General features: G+C 63.2%; 12 protein-coding genes and 1 pseudogene. 3 read left to right on the top strand and 10 right to left on the bottom strand.

What is annotated here, in order from left to right; genetic code table 11:
- Positions 1–76: 76 nt before the first annotated feature.
- The 3 genes from M1E05_RS03660 to pdxS all read right to left on the bottom strand — a co-directional run bounded on the left by M1E05_RS03660 (position 77) and on the right by pdxS (position 3232).
- Positions 77–1036, bottom strand: a complete 960-nt coding sequence (locus M1E05_RS03660) for a 2-hydroxyacid dehydrogenase (RefSeq protein WP_461164458.1) — start codon at positions 1034–1036, stop codon at positions 77–79.
- A complete protein-coding gene (locus M1E05_RS03655) occupies positions 1033–2232 on the bottom strand; it encodes a pyridoxal phosphate-dependent aminotransferase (RefSeq protein ID WP_461164457.1) in 1200 nt (399 codons plus the stop codon). Before M1E05_RS03655 ends, M1E05_RS03660 begins: the two co-directional genes overlap by 4 nt.
- Positions 2233–2317: 85 nt before the next feature.
- Positions 2318–3232: a pyridoxal 5'-phosphate synthase lyase subunit PdxS gene (gene pdxS / locus M1E05_RS03650; protein ID WP_461164456.1), complete on the bottom strand. Its 915-nt coding sequence runs from the start codon at positions 3230–3232 to the stop codon at positions 2318–2320.
- A 386-nt stretch (positions 3233–3618) separates the two neighbouring features.
- Between pdxS and katG the strand changes: the two genes are divergently transcribed.
- The gene (gene katG / locus M1E05_RS03645; RefSeq protein WP_461164455.1) at positions 3619–5913 is read left to right on the top strand and encodes a catalase/peroxidase HPI; all 2295 of its coding nucleotides are present in this window, start codon (positions 3619–3621) and stop codon (positions 5911–5913) included.
- A 75-nt stretch (positions 5914–5988) separates the two neighbouring features.
- Here the strand turns inward: katG and M1E05_RS03640 are convergent.
- Positions 5989–6195: pseudogene (locus M1E05_RS03640) on the bottom strand (ATP-binding cassette domain-containing protein); the annotation flags it as partial.
- A 112-nt stretch (positions 6196–6307) separates the two neighbouring features.
- On the opposite strand from M1E05_RS03640, the gene M1E05_RS03635 reads away from it, so the two are divergent.
- Together M1E05_RS03635 and M1E05_RS03630 are read left to right on the top strand one after the other, a co-directional pair.
- A complete protein-coding gene (locus M1E05_RS03635; protein WP_461164454.1) occupies positions 6308–7399 on the top strand; it encodes a type I restriction endonuclease in 1092 nt (363 codons plus the stop codon).
- Positions 7400–7460: 61 nt separating this feature from the next.
- Positions 7461–7958, top strand: a complete 498-nt coding sequence (locus tag M1E05_RS03630; RefSeq protein ID WP_461164453.1) for a hypothetical protein — start codon at positions 7461–7463, stop codon at positions 7956–7958.
- Between the two features lie 70 nt (positions 7959–8028).
- Here M1E05_RS03630 and M1E05_RS03625 read toward each other — a convergent pair whose 3' ends face one another.
- The 6 genes from M1E05_RS03625 to M1E05_RS03600 all read right to left on the bottom strand — a co-directional run bounded on the left by M1E05_RS03625 (position 8029) and on the right by M1E05_RS03600 (position 15641).
- On the bottom strand, positions 8029–10017 hold the full coding sequence (locus tag M1E05_RS03625) for an ABC transporter ATP-binding protein (RefSeq protein ID WP_461164452.1): 1989 nt from the start codon (positions 10015–10017) through the stop codon (positions 8029–8031).
- Positions 10014–11762, bottom strand: a complete 1749-nt coding sequence (locus M1E05_RS03620; protein WP_461164451.1) for an ABC transporter ATP-binding protein — start codon at positions 11760–11762, stop codon at positions 10014–10016. The genes M1E05_RS03625 and M1E05_RS03620 overlap by 4 nt, the downstream gene beginning before the upstream one ends.
- A gap of 199 nt (positions 11763–11961) precedes the next feature.
- Positions 11962–12573, bottom strand: a complete 612-nt coding sequence (locus tag M1E05_RS03615; protein WP_461164450.1) for a VOC family protein — start codon at positions 12571–12573, stop codon at positions 11962–11964.
- 262 nt (positions 12574–12835) lie between these two features.
- Positions 12836–13051 carry a hypothetical protein gene (locus M1E05_RS03610; protein ID WP_461164449.1) on the bottom strand — a complete coding sequence of 72 codons (216 nt, stop codon included), beginning with the start codon at positions 13049–13051 and terminating at the stop codon, positions 12836–12838.
- A 34-nt stretch (positions 13052–13085) separates the two neighbouring features.
- On the bottom strand, positions 13086–14741 hold the full coding sequence (locus M1E05_RS03605) for a glycoside hydrolase family 13 protein (RefSeq protein WP_461164448.1): 1656 nt from the start codon (positions 14739–14741) through the stop codon (positions 13086–13088).
- Positions 14742–14816: 75 nt separating this feature from the next.
- Complete coding sequence (locus M1E05_RS03600; RefSeq protein WP_461164447.1) at positions 14817–15641, bottom strand: carbohydrate ABC transporter permease; 825 nt, start codon at positions 15639–15641, stop codon at positions 14817–14819.

Here is a 15641-nt window from a genome sequence, read left to right as displayed (position 1 = left end):
GTCCGAGTCCCATCCCCTTGGGACCCGGGCTCGTACTCTGCCGGGTTGTCGTCCCCGTTCGTGGCGCCAATCGCCTCTAGTTGATCGGCGCGGGCGGTCGTTCGTCGCTGAGCACGGCGAGGGCGTTGTCGGCGGCGAGCATTGCCATGGCGGTTCGGGTCTCCACAGTGGCGGAACCGAGGTGCGGCACGAGCACCACATTGTCGAGCTCGAGCAACCCTGGGTGCACGCTGGGCTCATTCTCAAAAACATCGAGCCCAGCGCCTGCGATCTGCCCGTCGCGAAGGGCAGAGGCGAGGGCTGCTTCGTCGACGATCGGTCCGCGCGCGGTGTTGACGAGGTACGCCGAATCCTTCATCGCAGCGAGTTGTTCAGCGCCGATCAGGTGATGCGTGGCGGGCCCGTAGGGGCAGTGCAGGGAGACGACGTTGGAGATGGCAAGCAACTCGTCGAGCTCGACGCGCCTGGCGCCCAGCTCGGCTGCAATCCCGGGGTCGATCTCGCTGCGTGACTGGTAGACGATTTCCATGCCGAAGGCCTTGGCCCGGCGTGCGGTCGCCTGCCCGATGCCGCCCATGCCAACAATGCCGAGGGTCTTGCCTTGCAGGCTGCTGCCGAGCAGGAAGAACATGCCCCATTTCCAGGCCTGGCCGGAGCGGATGAGCCGTTCCCCCTCTCCGAGCCGGCGGGTTGCCATGAGGATGAGGCCAAGCGCGATGTCGGCTGTGGCCTCTGTGAGCACGCCGGGGGTATTGGCGGCTACGATGCCCCGTTCGGTGCAGGCCGGCACGTCGATGTTGTCATAACCGACGGCGACGTTCGCGACCACTTTGAGCTGCGGTCCCGCGGCGTCGAGCAGCTCCGCGTCGATGCGTTCGGTGAGAAGGCTCACCACTGCATCGGCGCCGGCTACCCGGCGCAGGAGCTCATCGCGGCCGATCGACTCCGGACCCTGCCAGGCATCGACCTCGTGTTCGGCGCGCAGCTTCTCGAGTGCGGTTTCGGGGATACGTCCCGTGACGACGACCCGGCTCATGCCGTCTCGATCCACTCGCGCAGGCGTCCGAGGCCGTCGCGGATGTCTGGCACTTCGATGCCCGAATAGGCGAGCCGGATGTACTGCCGATCCTCGCCGGGCAGGCGCCGGCCGAAGTGCTCGCGTGTGCAGAAGGAGACGCCGGTCTTGTACAGGGCGTCTGTGGCGAAGTCGCCCACTGCCGTGTAGCCCATGCGTTTCATCACCTCGGTGACGTCAGGGAAAAGGTAGAACGTCGACTTCGGCACGGCGACGTGCATGCCGGGGATGTCGTTCACGATTTCGCAGGCAGCATCCCGACGCTTCTGAAGGACGTCCAGCATCTGCTGAACGGGTTCCTGGGTGCCACGGAGCGCTTCGATGCCGGCCCACTGCACGTAGTGCGTGGTGCACGACTCATCGTTGGTGTTGAGCGTACTGAGAACCTTGGCGATCTCGAGCGGGGCGACGGCGCAGCCCAGGCGGGATCCGGTCATGGCGAACTTCTTGCTGAATGTGTAGAGGATGACGGTACGCTCTGCCATTCCCGGAATCGATGCGATCGAGCTCGAAACGCCCTCGTAGCGCGTCTCGAAGTAGGCCTCGTCGGAGAGCACCCAGAGGTCGTGCTCTATTGCGAGCTGTGCGACGGCCTCACGCTCGGCCACCGTCGACTCGGCTGAGATGGGGTTCTGGAGGTCGTTGTAGATGATTGCGACCGTGTTGGGCGTGATCGAAGATCGGATCTGCTCGAGGTCGATCGCGAAGCCCTGGCTCGTGGGCAGGTAGCGGTAAGGCACGGCCGTGCCGCCGAGGTACTCGATCTGCGATTCGTAGATCGGGAAGCCGGGGTTCGGGTAGAGCACTTCCTGGCCGGGGTTCATGACCGCCTGCAGGAACTTCGTGATAACGGGTTTGCCGCCCGTCATCACCACGACGTTGTCAGGGGAGAACTCGATGCCACGGCGGCCCCCGATATCTTCGGCCAGGGCCTCGCGCAACTGCGGGATGCCTGGGCCGGGGCAATAGCCCGTGTAGCCGTCGCCGATGGCCCGGTTCATTGCTTCGACAATATGGGGGGCCGTCGGGATGTTGATGTCGCCGAGATGGAAGGGGTACACGAGGTTCCCTTTCGCCTTCCAGGCGGCGGCTGCTTGGGCGACGCTGAAGGCAGTTTCAGTGCCCAGACGTTCGAGCCGGTTCGCGAGCTCCTGCATGGTGTTCTTCTCCTCATTGAGATGGTGATCGATCTTCTGCGGTAATAGTTGCTACTTCTGCGTCGTGGCGGCGGTTTTAGTTGCTTTACCAGCCGCGCTCGGCGAGGCGGTGCGGCTGCGGGATTTCGTCCACGTTGATGCCGACCATGGCTTCGCCCAGGCCGCGGGAGGCCTTGGCGATGACGTCGGGGTCGTCGTAATAGGCAGTGGCTCTGACGACGGCGGCGGCACGCTGGGCCGGGTTGCCGGACTTGAAGATACCGGAACCGACGAACACGCCGTCGGCGCCGAGCTGCATCATCATCGCGGCATCCGCCGGAGTGGCGATGCCGCCGGCGGTGAACAGCACCACGGGAAGCTTTCCGGTGGTCGCGATTTCCTTGACCAGCTCATACGGGGCCTGCAGTTCCTTGGCCGCGACGTAGAGCTCATCCTCGGGCAGGGCCGCGAGCTTAGCGATCTCGGCCCGGATCTTGCGCATGTGGCCGGTGGCGTTGGAGACGTCGCCGGTGCCGGCCTCGCCCTTGGACCGGATCATCGCAGCACCCTCATTGATGCGGCGCAGTGCCTCACCCAGGTTGGTGGCACCGCACACGAACGGAACCGTGAAGTTCCACTTGTCGATGTGGTTGGTGTAATCGGCCGGGGTCAGGACCTCGGACTCATCGACGTAGTCCACGCCAAGGGACTGCAGGATCTGCGCCTCGACGAAGTGGCCGATGCGGGCCTTGGCCATGACCGGCACGGACACAGCTTCGATGATCTGGTCGATCATGTCCGGATCGGACATGCGGGATACGCCGCCTTGGGCCCGGATATCGGCCGGAACGCGTTCCAGCGCCATCACGGCCACTGCACCGGCGTCTTCGGCGATGCGGGCCTGTTCGACGTTGACGACGTCCATGATGACACCGCCTTTGAGCATCTCAGCCATGCCGCGCTTGACACGGCTGCTGCCCGTAACGGCGATGTGCTCGTACGGGAGTCGTTTCAGGGTCATTTCTTTCTCCGATTGGACAGGCTGGTCTCTTTGTCGAGGGATCCCTTGTGGCTTCCGTCGCCGTGCAGGGCAAGGCGGGCGGCGTTGATGGCTTTGACGGACCACACCGTCCTTATGACTTCTTCGGGTCCAGGTTGCGCCAGAGGTAATCCGCGGCACGGATCGCAGGACCGGTCTCTGCGAGCGAGCGGGTCAGAACGTCGATCATCGTTTCCCCCTAGCTGTTGGCTAATATCCTGTTGATATATTAGTTGCTGCGATTCAAGTATGCTACCGACACTCGAGGGTGTCAACAGGTTTTCGGCTAGAGCTGTCTATGGTCAAATGGGAAGGTTGAACCGGCTGCCCGAGTCCGACCACGGCCTCGGTCGAATGGAAGGAAGCACATGACCGATCACCAGGAACATCCCCCGGTCCCCACTCCCGGAAGCGCCCAAGGCCTTGACAGCAAGGTTGGGGGTGGATGCCCCGTGGACCATGGCAGCGTGACCTCGCATGGCAGCGAGAGTGAAAACCCGGCGATCGACTCGCCGCAGCCCAAGGGGCACCGGCCCCGGACCACCGCGGACTGGTGGCCGAACCAGCTGGACCTCTCCGTGCTTCACACCCACCACCCCAAGGGCAACCCGCTCGGCTCCACGTACAGCTACCGCGAGGAGTTCCAGAAGCTCGACGTCGAGGCGCTCAAGCAGGACATCACCCAGGTCCTGACCACCTCCCAGGACTGGTGGCCTGCGGACTTCGGCCACTACGGCGGCCTCATGATCCGTCTGAGCTGGCATGCAGCCGGCACCTACCGTGTCCATGACGGCCGCGGCGGGGCCGGGGACGGCAGCCAGCGGTTCGCGCCGCTCAACAGCTGGCCGGACAATGCGAACCTGGACAAGGCCCGGCGGCTGCTGTGGCCGGTGAAGCAGAAGTACGGCCAGAGGCTTTCCTGGGCCGACCTGCTGGTCCTCGCCGGAAACGTGGCACTGGAGTCCATGGGCTTCAAAACCTTCGGCTTCGCTTTCGGCCGCGAGGACGTGTGGGAGCCCGAAGAGATTTTCTGGGGGCCGGAGGACGCATGGCTCGGCGATGAGCGCTACATCGGTGAAGGCCAGATGTCAGAGGACGTGGGTGCCACGGAAATGGGCCTGATCTACGTCAACCCGGAGGGGCCGATGGGCAATCCGGATCCCAAACTTGCGGCAGCATTCATTCGCGAGACGTTCAAGCGCATGGCGATGAACGACGAAGAAACGTTCGCGCTGATTGCCGGCGGGCACACCTTCGGCAAGACCCACGGCGCCGGCGAGGCCGATGCGCACGTCGGCCCCGAGCCGGAGGCCGCGAACCTGGAGGAGCAGGGCCTTGGCTGGATCAGCACGTATGGCAGCGGCAAGGGGCCCGACACCATCACCTCCGGCCTCGAAGTCACCTGGACGGACCGGCCCACCCAGTGGAGCAGCCGCTTCCTGGAGATCCTGTTCGAAAACGAGTGGGAGCTTGTCAAGAGCCCGGCGGGCGCGCACCAGTGGGTTGCCAAGGATGCCCCGGAGATCATCCCGGATGCGCATGACCCGGAGAAGAAGCACCGGCCCACCATGCTGACAACAGACCTGTCGCTGCGCTTCGATCCGGTCTATGAGGAGATCGGGCGGCGCTTCCTGGAGAACCCTGATGAGTTCCAGCTCGCCTTCGCCAAGGCCTGGTACAAGCTGTTGCACCGCGACATGGGACCTGTGGGCCCGCACATGCTGGGGCCGTGGGTCCCGGAGGCCCAGCTCTGGCAGGACCCTGTCCCGGAGGTAGACCACCAGCTGATCGACCAGGAGGACATCGCCTCGCTCAAGGCGCAGTTGCTGGACTCCGGCCTCTCAGTCTCGCAGCTCGCCGGTACTGCCTGGGCAGCCGCATCCACCTACCGCAAGACGGACCGGCGCGGCGGCGCCAACGGTGCGCGGATCCGGCTCGAGCCCCAGCGGAGCTGGGAGATCAACGAAACCGAGCAGCTTCCGACGGCGGTGCAGGCGCTTGAGACGGTGCAGCAGCAGTTCAACTCCGCCCAGACCAACGGCAAGAAGGTCTCGCTGGCAGACCTGATCGTCCTCGGCGGCTGCGCGGCGGTGGAGAAAGCCGCGAGCGACGCCGGTTTCGCCGTCACCGTGCCGTTCCGGCCCGGCCGGACTGATGCCGCGCAGGACCAGACCGACGTCGAGTCCTTCCAGTACCTGAAGCCGCGGGCGGACGGGTTCCGCAACTATGTGCGCCCCGGCGAGAAACTCCAGCCGGAGACCCTCCTGCTGGACAAGGCGTACCTGCTGGACCTCTCCGCTCCGGAGATGACGGTGCTCGTCGGCGGCATGCGCGCCCTGGAAACCAACGTCGGCGGTTCAACCCACGGTGTCCTCACCGACCGGCCCCAGGTGCTGACGAACGACTTCTTCGTCAACCTGCTCTCCCCGGGTACCAAGTGGAAGGCGTCGGAGGGCGAGGAGAACGTCTTCGAGATCAGCGACGCCGCCACCGGGGAGCTGAAATGGACCGCCACGCCCGTAGACCTGATCTTCGGTTCAAACTCCCAGCTCAGGGCACTGGCCGAGGTCTACGCGAGCGAGGACGGCCGGGAGAAGTTCGTCAACGACTTCGTGGCCGCCTGGGTGAAGGTCATGGAGCTGGACCGCTTCGACCTGCGCTGACGGATGCGTCCGGGCCGGCTGTTCTTGCAGTCGGCCCGGGGCACGAACAATCACTTATCGCTGGCGGATCTCAAGGTCCCGAAATGTCCCGCCGAACAGCCACGTACCCTGCAGCACCATCCCAATCCGCGAGCGCAGCTCGTGCCGCGTCATCGCGGTGACGTCCACGCCTTCGAGCGTTATCCGCCCCGCATCAATCTCATAGAACCGCATCATCAGGTTCACCAGGGTGGTCTTGCCAGCCCCGGTCGGTCCCACAAAGGCTACCGTCTGCCCGGGCTCTCCAGCCCGAGTTGCACTCCGATGGAGTTACAAATTTAGGTCGAGTGATTCCCTCAAATTTGTCCTTGTGCTGCGTTACGGTTGGCAACACAACATTTTTCAAGGGGGACGAATGGAATTTGCAGAAAAACTCTCGGCTTTGGCAGCAAAGGTGCGCCAGCAGAGAGGAGTGATACAAACGGAAGAGGCAACAAAAAACGCCTTTGTCATGCCCTTCATCTCAACAATCCTGGGCTATGACGTGTTCAACCCTATGGAGGTCGTGCCGGAATTCATCGCGGATGTGGGGTTGAAGAAGGGCGAAAAGATTGACTACGCCATCGTCAAGGACGGCGTGGTCCAGATCCTGATTGAGTGTAAGAAGTCGACAGAGCCGGTGAAAATCGAGCACGCCTCCCAGCTCTTCCGGTACTTCGCTGTGACGAACGCTCGAATCGCCATCCTTACAAACGGCGAGGTCTACCAATTCTTCACAGACCTCGACGCCCCGAATCGCATGGACGCCAAGCCCTTCCTGGTCCTGGATTTGAACGACATCGACGAGTCGCTCATTCCTGAACTCCAGAAGCTGTCCAAGGATGTCTTTGACCTTGACTCGATCATCAGTGCCGCTGGCGAACTGAAGTACATCGGCGAACTGAAGCGAACCCTCGCCGCTCAGTTCAAGGAACCAGAGGACGAATGGGTGAAATTCCTAACCGGCCGCGTTTATCCTGGCCCGTACACACAGAAGGTTCGAGAACAGTTCACGGCACTGGTGACCAAAGCTTCCAAGCAGTTCCTCAACGACCAGGTTAACGAGCGACTCAAGAAAGCCCTCGGAGCTCCAGGCTTCCCACAGGCTGAAGACTCCGCGGCAGCCGCAAGCGTTACAAGCGCTCCTGTCGCGGATGCAGACTTGGCCGAGGCGGATGGTCTGGAGACGACTCTGGAGGAAATCGAGGGTTACCAGATCGTTCGCGCCATCGTTTGCAGTGAAGTCAAGCCCGCACGGGTAGTGCAGCGCGATGCCAAGTCCTACTTCGCAGTGCTCCTCGATGACAACAATCGCAAGCCGATCGCTCGACTGCACTTCAACCGCACCCAGAAGTACATTGGGATATTCGACGCTGACAAAGAAGAAACCCGCGTCCCCATCGGGTCGCTTGAGGAGATCTACGAACACACCGAAGCACTCCGCGCGAGCGTGAAAAGCTACCTGTGAGTGAACTCCGTGACAGCCGTGGGGTGAGCTATTCATGAGTGGGTGGTTTCAAAGGCGCCAAGTGCCACTTCCTGCCGTCCCTATCGATAACGTCGTTCACTATGTATCAGCATCAACTTCAATCGCCGCCTCGAGGAGGCAAGTCTGGCAACTCATCAAACCTGCCGAAAACGCAATTCTCGTTGATCCTGACATTGTCAGAGGATTCAGTTCGCCAAGCCGCGACGACGTCCGCGAGATTCAGGTTTTCATCTCGATGCGTGACGGTCTGGAACAAGTCTCGGCTATTGAGGTTGTTGAAGAGATTCCGTTCGAGCTAGCCGTCACACGCTCTATCGGAGCTACCGAAGATCCGTCTGCACGAGGACGTGATTTTCTACGGGAGACCTCCGAAGGTGCCACAATTCTGGAACATGGCCAGTACTTCACTCTCCCGTTGCAAGCTCAAGGACAGCTCAAAGAATATGAATTGCATTACCGGGAGTTCTGCTGGCAATACGTCGAGAGGGTGAAAGCGATCATGGAAGGCACGATCACTGTTTCGCTAGATGGACAGTAGTGCAATAGCTGAACTCAAAGGGAAGCAGCATTGAGCTTGAGGCATACGCTCATCTGAGGGATGCCAGCGCTCAAACCTCTGCCACGGGAGCCGCGAACTGCGCCTCATACAGCCGCGCGTAAGCCCCACCTGCAGCTAGCAACTCTGCGTGGGTCCCCTGCTCCACAATCTGCCCGGCCTCCATCACCAGGATGAGGTCTGCGTCGCGGATTGTGGACAGGCGGTGCGCGATGACAAACGAAGTACGGTCTGACCTCAAAGCACTCATCGCCTTCTGCACCAGCACTTCGGTGCGTGTGTCCACGGAAGACGTCGCCTCATCCAGGATCAGCACCGACGGCCGGGACAGGAACGCCCGGGCAATCGTCAGCAACTGCTTCTCCCCCGCCGAAACATTCGAGCCTTCGTCGTCCAAAACGGTGTCGTAACCCTCGGGCAAGGACCGGACGAACCTGTCCACATACGTCGCTTGCGCCGCCTCCAGGATCTCCGCCTCCGAAGCCTCCGGCCTGCCGTACGCAATGTTGTCCCGGATCGTCCCGCCGAACAGCCACGTATCCTGCAGCACCATCCCCATCCACGAGCGCAGCTCGTGCCGCGTCATCGAGGTGACATCCACGCCGTCGAGCGTTATCCGCCCCGCATCAATCTCATAGAACCGCATCATCAGGTTCACCAGCGTCGTCTTGCCCGCCCCGGTCGGGCCCACAATCGCCACCGTCTGCCCCGGCTCAGCCACCAACGAAAGCGAAGAGATCAGCGGCTTCTCCGGCGAATAGGAGAAGGACACATCCTCAAACACGAGCCGCCCCCGCTTGCCATCCGGTGCCGCTGCGTCAGCAGGATCAGGCGACTGCTCGTCCTCATCCAACAACGAGAACACCCGCTCCGCCGAGGCAACCCCCGACTGCAGCAGGTTCGCCATCGACCCCAGCTGCGCGAGCGGCATAGTGAACTGCCGCGAGTACTGGATGAACGCCTGCACGTCGCCCAGCTGCATCGCACCGGACGCCACCTGCAGCCCGCCCACCACGGCAATCCCCACATACACAAGGTTCCCGATGAACGTCATGGCCGGCATGATGAGCCCGCTGATGAACTGCGCCCCGAAGCTCGCCTGGTACAGCTCCACGTTCTTCTGCCGGAACCGCTCGTCCACCTCGCGCTGCCGCCCGAAGACCTTCACCAGCGCATGCCCGGTATATGTCTCCTCGATCTGGCCGTTCAGCTCGCCCGTGTTCTTCCACTGCGCCACGAACAGCTTCTGCGAGCGCTTGGCAATGAGCGCCGTGATCCCCAGCGTCAGCGGCACCGTCACCAGCGCAATCACCGCGAGCGTCGGCGAAAGCAGCACCATCATCACCAGCACGCCCACCACCGTCAGCAGGGACGTGACCACCTGGCTGATCGACTGCTGCAGGCTTTGGGAGATATTGTCGACGTCGTTGGTCACCCGGCTCAGCAGCTCACCACGCTGGATGGAATCGAAGTACCGCAGCGGGAGGCGGTGGATCTTCGCCTCGATCTGCTCCCGCAGCCGGTACACCGTCCGCTGCACGACGCCGTTGAGGATGTACGCCTGCGCCCAGCCGAACGCCGAGGCCAGCACATACAGCGCCATTGCCCACAGCAGCACGGTGGCCAGCGCCTGGAAATCAATCCCGACGCCGGGAGTCAGCGGCATCGCGCTGAGCATGTCGGCCTGCTGGTTCTGGCCGGACGCACGCAATCCGGCGATGACGTCCGCCTTGCTGGCGCCTGCGGGAAGGTCCTTGGAGACGACGCCGGCGAAGATCAGGTTGGTGCCCTCGCCCAGCAGCCTCGGCCCAATCACTGAGAACGCGACGCCGACGACGGACAGCACCAGAACCAGCACCAGCCACAGCCGCTCCGGGCGCAGCGTCCCCAGCAGGCGCTTGGCTGACGGCAGGAAGTTCATCGGCTTCTCTGCAGGGATATTCATTCCAGCGAAGGGTCCGCCGCGGCCTGGTCCTCCCGCAGGGCGCGGCACGCGGGTCGGGCTGGAGGCAGCCGCCGTCGGCGTTCCGGCGCCGCTCATGCCGCATCCTCCACTACCAGCTGCGAGTTCACAATTTCCTGGTACGTCTCCGACGTCTCCAGCAGCTCGTCGTGCGTTCCCTGCCCGACGATCCTGCCGCCGTCGAGCACCAGGATCTGGTCCGCGTCGACGATGCTGGAGACCCGCTGGGCGATGATCACCAGGGTGGCCCCGGACGTGTTGTGCTTGAGCGCCTGCCGGAGCCGGGCGTCGGTGGCGGTGTCCAGCGAGGAGAACGAGTCGTCAAAAATGTAGAGCTCCGGCCGCTTCACCAGTGCCCGGGCGATGGCGAGCCGCTGCCGCTGGCCGCCCGATACGTTGGTGCCGCCCTGCGAGATGTCCGCGTCCAGGCCGCCTTCCATCCCCTGGACGAAGTCCTGCGCCTGGGCGGTAGTGAGTGCCTGCCAGAGTTCGTCCTCGGTGGCGTCGGGCTTTCCATACAGCAGGTTGCTCCGCACGGTTCCGGAGAACAGGTAGGGCTTTTGTGGGACCAGGCCGATGTGGCCCCACAGCAGGTCAGGGTGCAGCTCGCGGACGTCGACGTCGTCGATCCTCACAGACCCACTCGTCGCGTCGAAGAGCCGGGGCATGAGGTTCACCAGGGTGGTCTTGCCGGCGCCGGTACTGCCGATGATCGCCGTCGTCTGCCCGCTCCTGGCAGTGAAACTGATGCCGCTGAGGACCGGCTGCTCGGCACCCGGGTAGGCGAATCCGACGTCGCGCATTTCCAACTCACCGTGTCCCCGCCCATCCAGAGAAACAGCAAAGCCGACCGCGTTCAGCGGCGGCCGCACGCTCGATTCCGTCGTCAGCACCTCGCCGATCCGGTCTGCGGACACGGCCGCGCGCGGGATCATCGCGGCCATGAACGTGGCCATCATGACGGACATCAGGATCTGCATGAGGTAGCTGAGGAAGGCAATCAGCGTGCCCACCTGCATGGAGCCGTCGTCGATCCGGAACGCGCCGAACCAGATCACGGCCACGCTGGAGACGTTCAGGACCAGCATCACCACGGGGAACATGAGTGCCATGAGGCGTCCGGCGTGCAGGGCGGTATCGGTGACGTCGTCGTTGGCCCTGGCGAAGCGTGCGTTCTCGATGTCCTCCCGCACGAAGGCGCGGACCACGCGGATGCCGGTGAGCTGTTCGCGCAGCACCCGGTTAACGGCGTCGATCCTGACCTGCATTTTGCGGAACAGCGGGATCATCCGGGTGACAATGAGCCCCACGCCGATCAGCAGCACGGGGACGCTCACGGCGATCAGCCAGGACAGCTGCACGTCCTGCCGGACCGCCATGATCACGCCGCCGATGCTGAGCATGGGCGCAGTAACCATCAGGGTTGCCGACATCAGCACCAGCTGCTGGACCTGCTGGACGTCGTTGGTGGAGCGGGTAATGAGGCTCGGTGCCCCGAAACGCGTGACCTCCTGCTCGGAGAACTCCCCCACCCTGGTGAAGATCACCCCGCGGAGATCCCGCCCAACGCCCATGGCTGCCTTCGCCCCGAAGTACACGGCCGTCACCGCACAGACGATCTGCAGCAGCGTAATCAGCAGCATCACGGTGCCCATCGACAGGATGTAGTTGATGTCCCCCTTCGCCACGCCCCGGTCGATGATGTCGGCGTTCAGGGTGGGCAGGTACAGGGACGCGATGGACTGCGCCAGCTGGAAGACGACGACGGCGAACAGCAGCCGCCGATGAGGCTTCAGGTATTCAACGAGCAACTTCCAGAGCATGCACGGCACCAACTCACGCGAAGAGATTCGGAGTTCAGTTTACGACCGGATTCCTGAGGGAGAGCTGGGATTTCGCGGCGAGCAGAGGTGCTGGTGGGCTGCGCGGCGATTTCGGACGATCGCACCCCTGACCACGGTAGCGAATGTCCGAATACGCCGCGGAAAACAAGGAGCTGGTGCCGCCCTGCCCCGATCAGCCTTACATAGACACGGGCTCCCAGGCGAAACCGTCCGGGTCTGTGAACGGGCCGGCGTTGCTGCTGATGGCAATGCGGTGCGATCCGCCGCCGTCAGGAGAGACGCCGGCATCCTTCGCGAGGGCGCGGCGCCCATAGAGCCCCAGTTGGACGGGACTCGACGGCATCGCGAACTCGACGTACTTGCCAAAGCTCTTCCCGACGGCAAGGCCCCGGTCGAGGTAGAACCGCTTGGTCGCGCCAACGTCAGTGGCGGCCATAAGGAGGACGATCTTGTCGACCTCCCGCGTGGCCGGCCCGGTGTCTTTCTTGGCCGACGTCGCGACCTTCCAGATAGCGCCGTCGGGAGCCTGGACGACGCCGCCGTAGCCCCACAGCGACTTGCTGACAGGCTTCAGTGTGGTGGCGCCGGCCTCAACTGCAGAGTCAATCAGGCTGCTGACCGTGGACGGCTGCGACACGATGAGCGACAGCGTGTACCCGCGGAAGCCGGTGGAGCTGGCATCTGAGGCCCGGACGCGCAATCTCTCCCCCAATCCGAAGGCCGCATCGTAGAAACCGGTGGCGGCAGAGGGGTCAGATACTTCGAGGGTCACGGATTCGATGGAGGTCATATCAGGTCCTTTATGGAGTGAGCGGGTGATGCTTTTGACTCTAGGCAGCGGCCTCCCCTGGCTGCTTCTCCAAAACTGCTCGCTCCGAAGCTCGTCGGCCGCAACCGTTCAATCGGAACCTGCTCAAGCCCTTACCGGTCCACCTGTTCTTTGAACCCAAGTGGGATGGGTTCATTCACTGGACTTCGTCAAGCCTGGCCGGCGCAAATCGAATAAGCCTATCCTTGGGGCATGGCAGGGCCGTCGAGCAGGCGTGGTCAGTTCACCATTCTTGATGTTCGCGGGTAAGGCCGAAGGGCACCGTATCGCTGAGAGAGACGGTGAAGGAGTTGTAGCTGCGGCGTGTGACCAGAATTCCCTGCCGCCCCTCCTGCCTTGCCCGTGTCCTGGCTTCGGCCACTGCTTCTTCGAGCTGGCGTTCCATGCTGGTTGGATCGGTGGCGGTGATTGAGATTGCCAAGTCGCTGTCGATTGTCACGGGTCGCGCCTTTTCATCTTCGGGGGTGGGTGGGTCATGAGTTGGATATCCATACTGCCTGGTTGGGGGCCAGCTTCCGGTCGTTGATGGAGCCGCTGGCGATCAGGATTTTTGCCTGTTCCGGGAGCGGGTAGGGCTCGTGGGAGAAGTTGACGACGCAACGCAGTCCTGCACCGCGGTCGAACGCCAGGATGCCGTCGGGAACGTCCGCCCAGTTCATCTTGGTTCCGCTCAAACCGGCGTGCTGGCGGCGAAGACGCAGCGCCCGCCGGTACATCTCCAGGGTGGATCCGCTCTCTCCGTCTTGGGCTTCAACGGACAGCTCAGCGAAGTGTTGCGGCTGGGGCAGCCACGCTCCGCCGTCGCCGAATCCATAGGAGGACCCGTTGCGTTTCCAGGGCAGGGGAACCCGGGCTCCATCACGGCCCTTAAGGGTGTGATTAGTGCGGTGCCACACCGGGTCCTGCAGTGCCTCGTGCGGGATATCGGGGACTTCCGGAAGGCCCAGCTCTTCACCTTGGTAGAGATAGGGCGATCCTGGCAGCGCCAGCATCATCAGGGTTGCCGCCCGCGCCCGGTCCAGTCCCAGTTGGGAGTCCAGCATCGGGTGGCGGCCGTCGCTGATCAGCCACTCGTCCGGATCAGTGTCCTCTGGCAGGGCCAGGCGGGAAGCGTGGCGCGGCACGTCGTGGGAGGACAGCACCCAGGTCAGTCCTCCGCCCGCTCCATTGTGACCGGCGACGGCCTGGCTGATCGCTGTCATGAACCGGTCCCTGTTCCAAGCGGACTTAAGCAGGGAGAAATCGAAGACCTGCCCCAGCTCTGTGGGCCGGGCGTAGAGGTAGGTCCGTTCGTTCGCCGGGGACCAGGTTTCGGCAACAGCCATCCGCGGCGGATCGTACTCATTGAAGACCTGCCGCCACTCTTCGTAGATGGTGTGGACCTCTTCCCGGTCATATAGCGGGTCGGTTCCGTCCAGCGGAAGCAGCCGGTCCAGGTTGGGCTGGTCCCTCAATGGGTGGGAGAGGTCTTTGGCCAGGGAATGGGCGACGTCGATGCGGAACCCATCCACGCCTCTGTCAGCCCAGAAGCGCAAGGTGTCCTTGAAGTACTCGCGGACCTCGTCGTTGCCCCAGTTCAGGTCCGGCTGCTCCTTGGCGAAGAGGTGGCAGTACCACTGCCCGTCGGCAAGCCGCTCCCACGCCGGGCCGCCGAAGTGGGAGACCCAGTTCGACGGCGGATTTGTCCCGTCCGGACCGGTGCCGGAACGGAAGATGTAGCGGTCGCGGGCCGGTGAGCCCGGCGAGGCGGCGAGAGCTTCCTGGAACCAGGGGTGCTGGTCGGAGGTGTGGTTGGGGACGACGTCGACGATGATTTTGATGCCGAGGCCGTGGGCGGCGGCGACTACCTTGTCGAAATCCGTCAGCGTGCCGAGCCTGGGGTCGACGTTTTGGTAGTCGCTGACGTCGTAGCCGCCATCGGCCAGGGGCGAGGGGTAGAACGGGCTGAGCCAGATCGCGTCGATGCCGAGACTGCTCAGATACGGCAATCGGTCCAGCACCCCTCCCAAATCCCCGATCCCGTCGGCGTTTGAATCAGCAAAGCTGCGCGGATAGATCTGGTAGACCACCGCGTTGCGCCACCAGTCGGGGTCGATGGTGGCGTGGGGAACGGCCGGTGAAGAGGGCATGAAGACTCCGAAGGGTGTAAAGGTGCGAATGACAGATGGTTAATTGCTGGCAGGCGGGTTGGCTCTTCTGCCGGGTCAGCCTTTGACTGAGCCTGCGAGCATGGCCTTAACGATGTGCCGCTGGAAGAACAGGAACACGAGGATCATGGGTGTCATGATCAGCAGCGCGCCGGCGTTGAGGAGCACGATATCCGTGGAGTATTGACCGACGAAGTTCTGAAGGGCTCCTGCCATCGTCCGTTTCTCCGGGTCGTCCAACAGCACAATTGCCAGCAGGAACTGATTCCAGGTGGAGATGAACAGCAACAGCGCCAGCGAGGCGATCGAGGGCAGGGCCAGAGGCAGGTGGATTGTCCGGAAGGATTGCCATTGGTTGGCTCCGTCAAGGCTGGACGCCTCGGTGAGCTCCTGTGGGGTGTTGAGGAAGTGTGCCCGCATCCAGAAGACAGCAAAAGGCATGCTGAGACCGATCAGGGGCAGGATCAGGCCGAGGCGGGTGTTGAGCAGGCCCATGTCCCGAATCTGGTAGTAGAGCGGCACGATGGTGACCTCGAAGGGAAGGGTCAGGCCCAGCAGCAAGAGGACGAACAGGATTGTCCCGCCGGGGATGCGCAGTTGGCCCAGGGCGAATCCGGCCATCGTGGCGATGAGGACCGCGATGGGCACGACGCCGAGAACAAGCAGGAGGCTGGAACCGGCCAGTGTGGTGATGTTGGCAACGTTCCAGGCGTCGATGAAGTTGTGCCATTGGGGATCAGGGGGCCAGCTGATCCCCGCCGGTGCGGTCCCTTGGGGGTGAAGGGCCGCGGTGAACATGCTCAGCAGGGGGAAGATGGAGAACAGCATGGCCAGCAGCAGCAGGGCCACGCCGGGGATCTGAGTGCTCTTGGACGTTTGCAC

The sequence above is a fragment of the Arthrobacter sp. R4-81 genome, assembly GCF_054792365.1.
The sequence above is the reverse complement of the archived record's forward strand: the minus strand, read 5'-3'. Positions and strand labels throughout refer to the sequence as shown.

What these genes read in the sequence shown, in the direction of transcription:
- M1E05_RS03660 (WP_461164458.1), bottom strand. Translation starts at nt 1,036, where the DNA reads ATGAGCCGGGTCGTCGTCACGGGACGTATCCCCGAAACCGCACTCGAG.
- M1E05_RS03655 (WP_461164457.1), bottom strand. Translation starts at nt 2,232, where the DNA reads ATGCAGGAGCTCGCGAACCGGCTCGAACGTCTGGGCACTGAAACTGCC.
- pdxS (WP_461164456.1), bottom strand. Translation starts at nt 3,232, where the DNA reads ATGACCCTGAAACGACTCCCGTACGAGCACATCGCCGTTACGGGCAGC.
- katG (WP_461164455.1), top strand. Translation starts at nt 3,619, where the DNA reads ATGACCGATCACCAGGAACATCCCCCGGTCCCCACTCCCGGAAGCGCC.
- M1E05_RS03635 (WP_461164454.1), top strand. Translation starts at nt 6,308, where the DNA reads ATGGAATTTGCAGAAAAACTCTCGGCTTTGGCAGCAAAGGTGCGCCAG.
- M1E05_RS03625 (WP_461164452.1), bottom strand. Translation starts at nt 10,017, where the DNA reads ATGAGCGGCGCCGGAACGCCGACGGCGGCTGCCTCCAGCCCGACCCGC.
- M1E05_RS03620 (WP_461164451.1), bottom strand. Translation starts at nt 11,762, where the DNA reads ATGCTCTGGAAGTTGCTCGTTGAATACCTGAAGCCTCATCGGCGGCTG.
- M1E05_RS03615 (WP_461164450.1), bottom strand. Translation starts at nt 12,573, where the DNA reads ATGACCTCCATCGAATCCGTGACCCTCGAAGTATCTGACCCCTCTGCC.
- M1E05_RS03605 (WP_461164448.1), bottom strand. Translation starts at nt 14,741, where the DNA reads ATGCCCTCTTCACCGGCCGTTCCCCACGCCACCATCGACCCCGACTGG.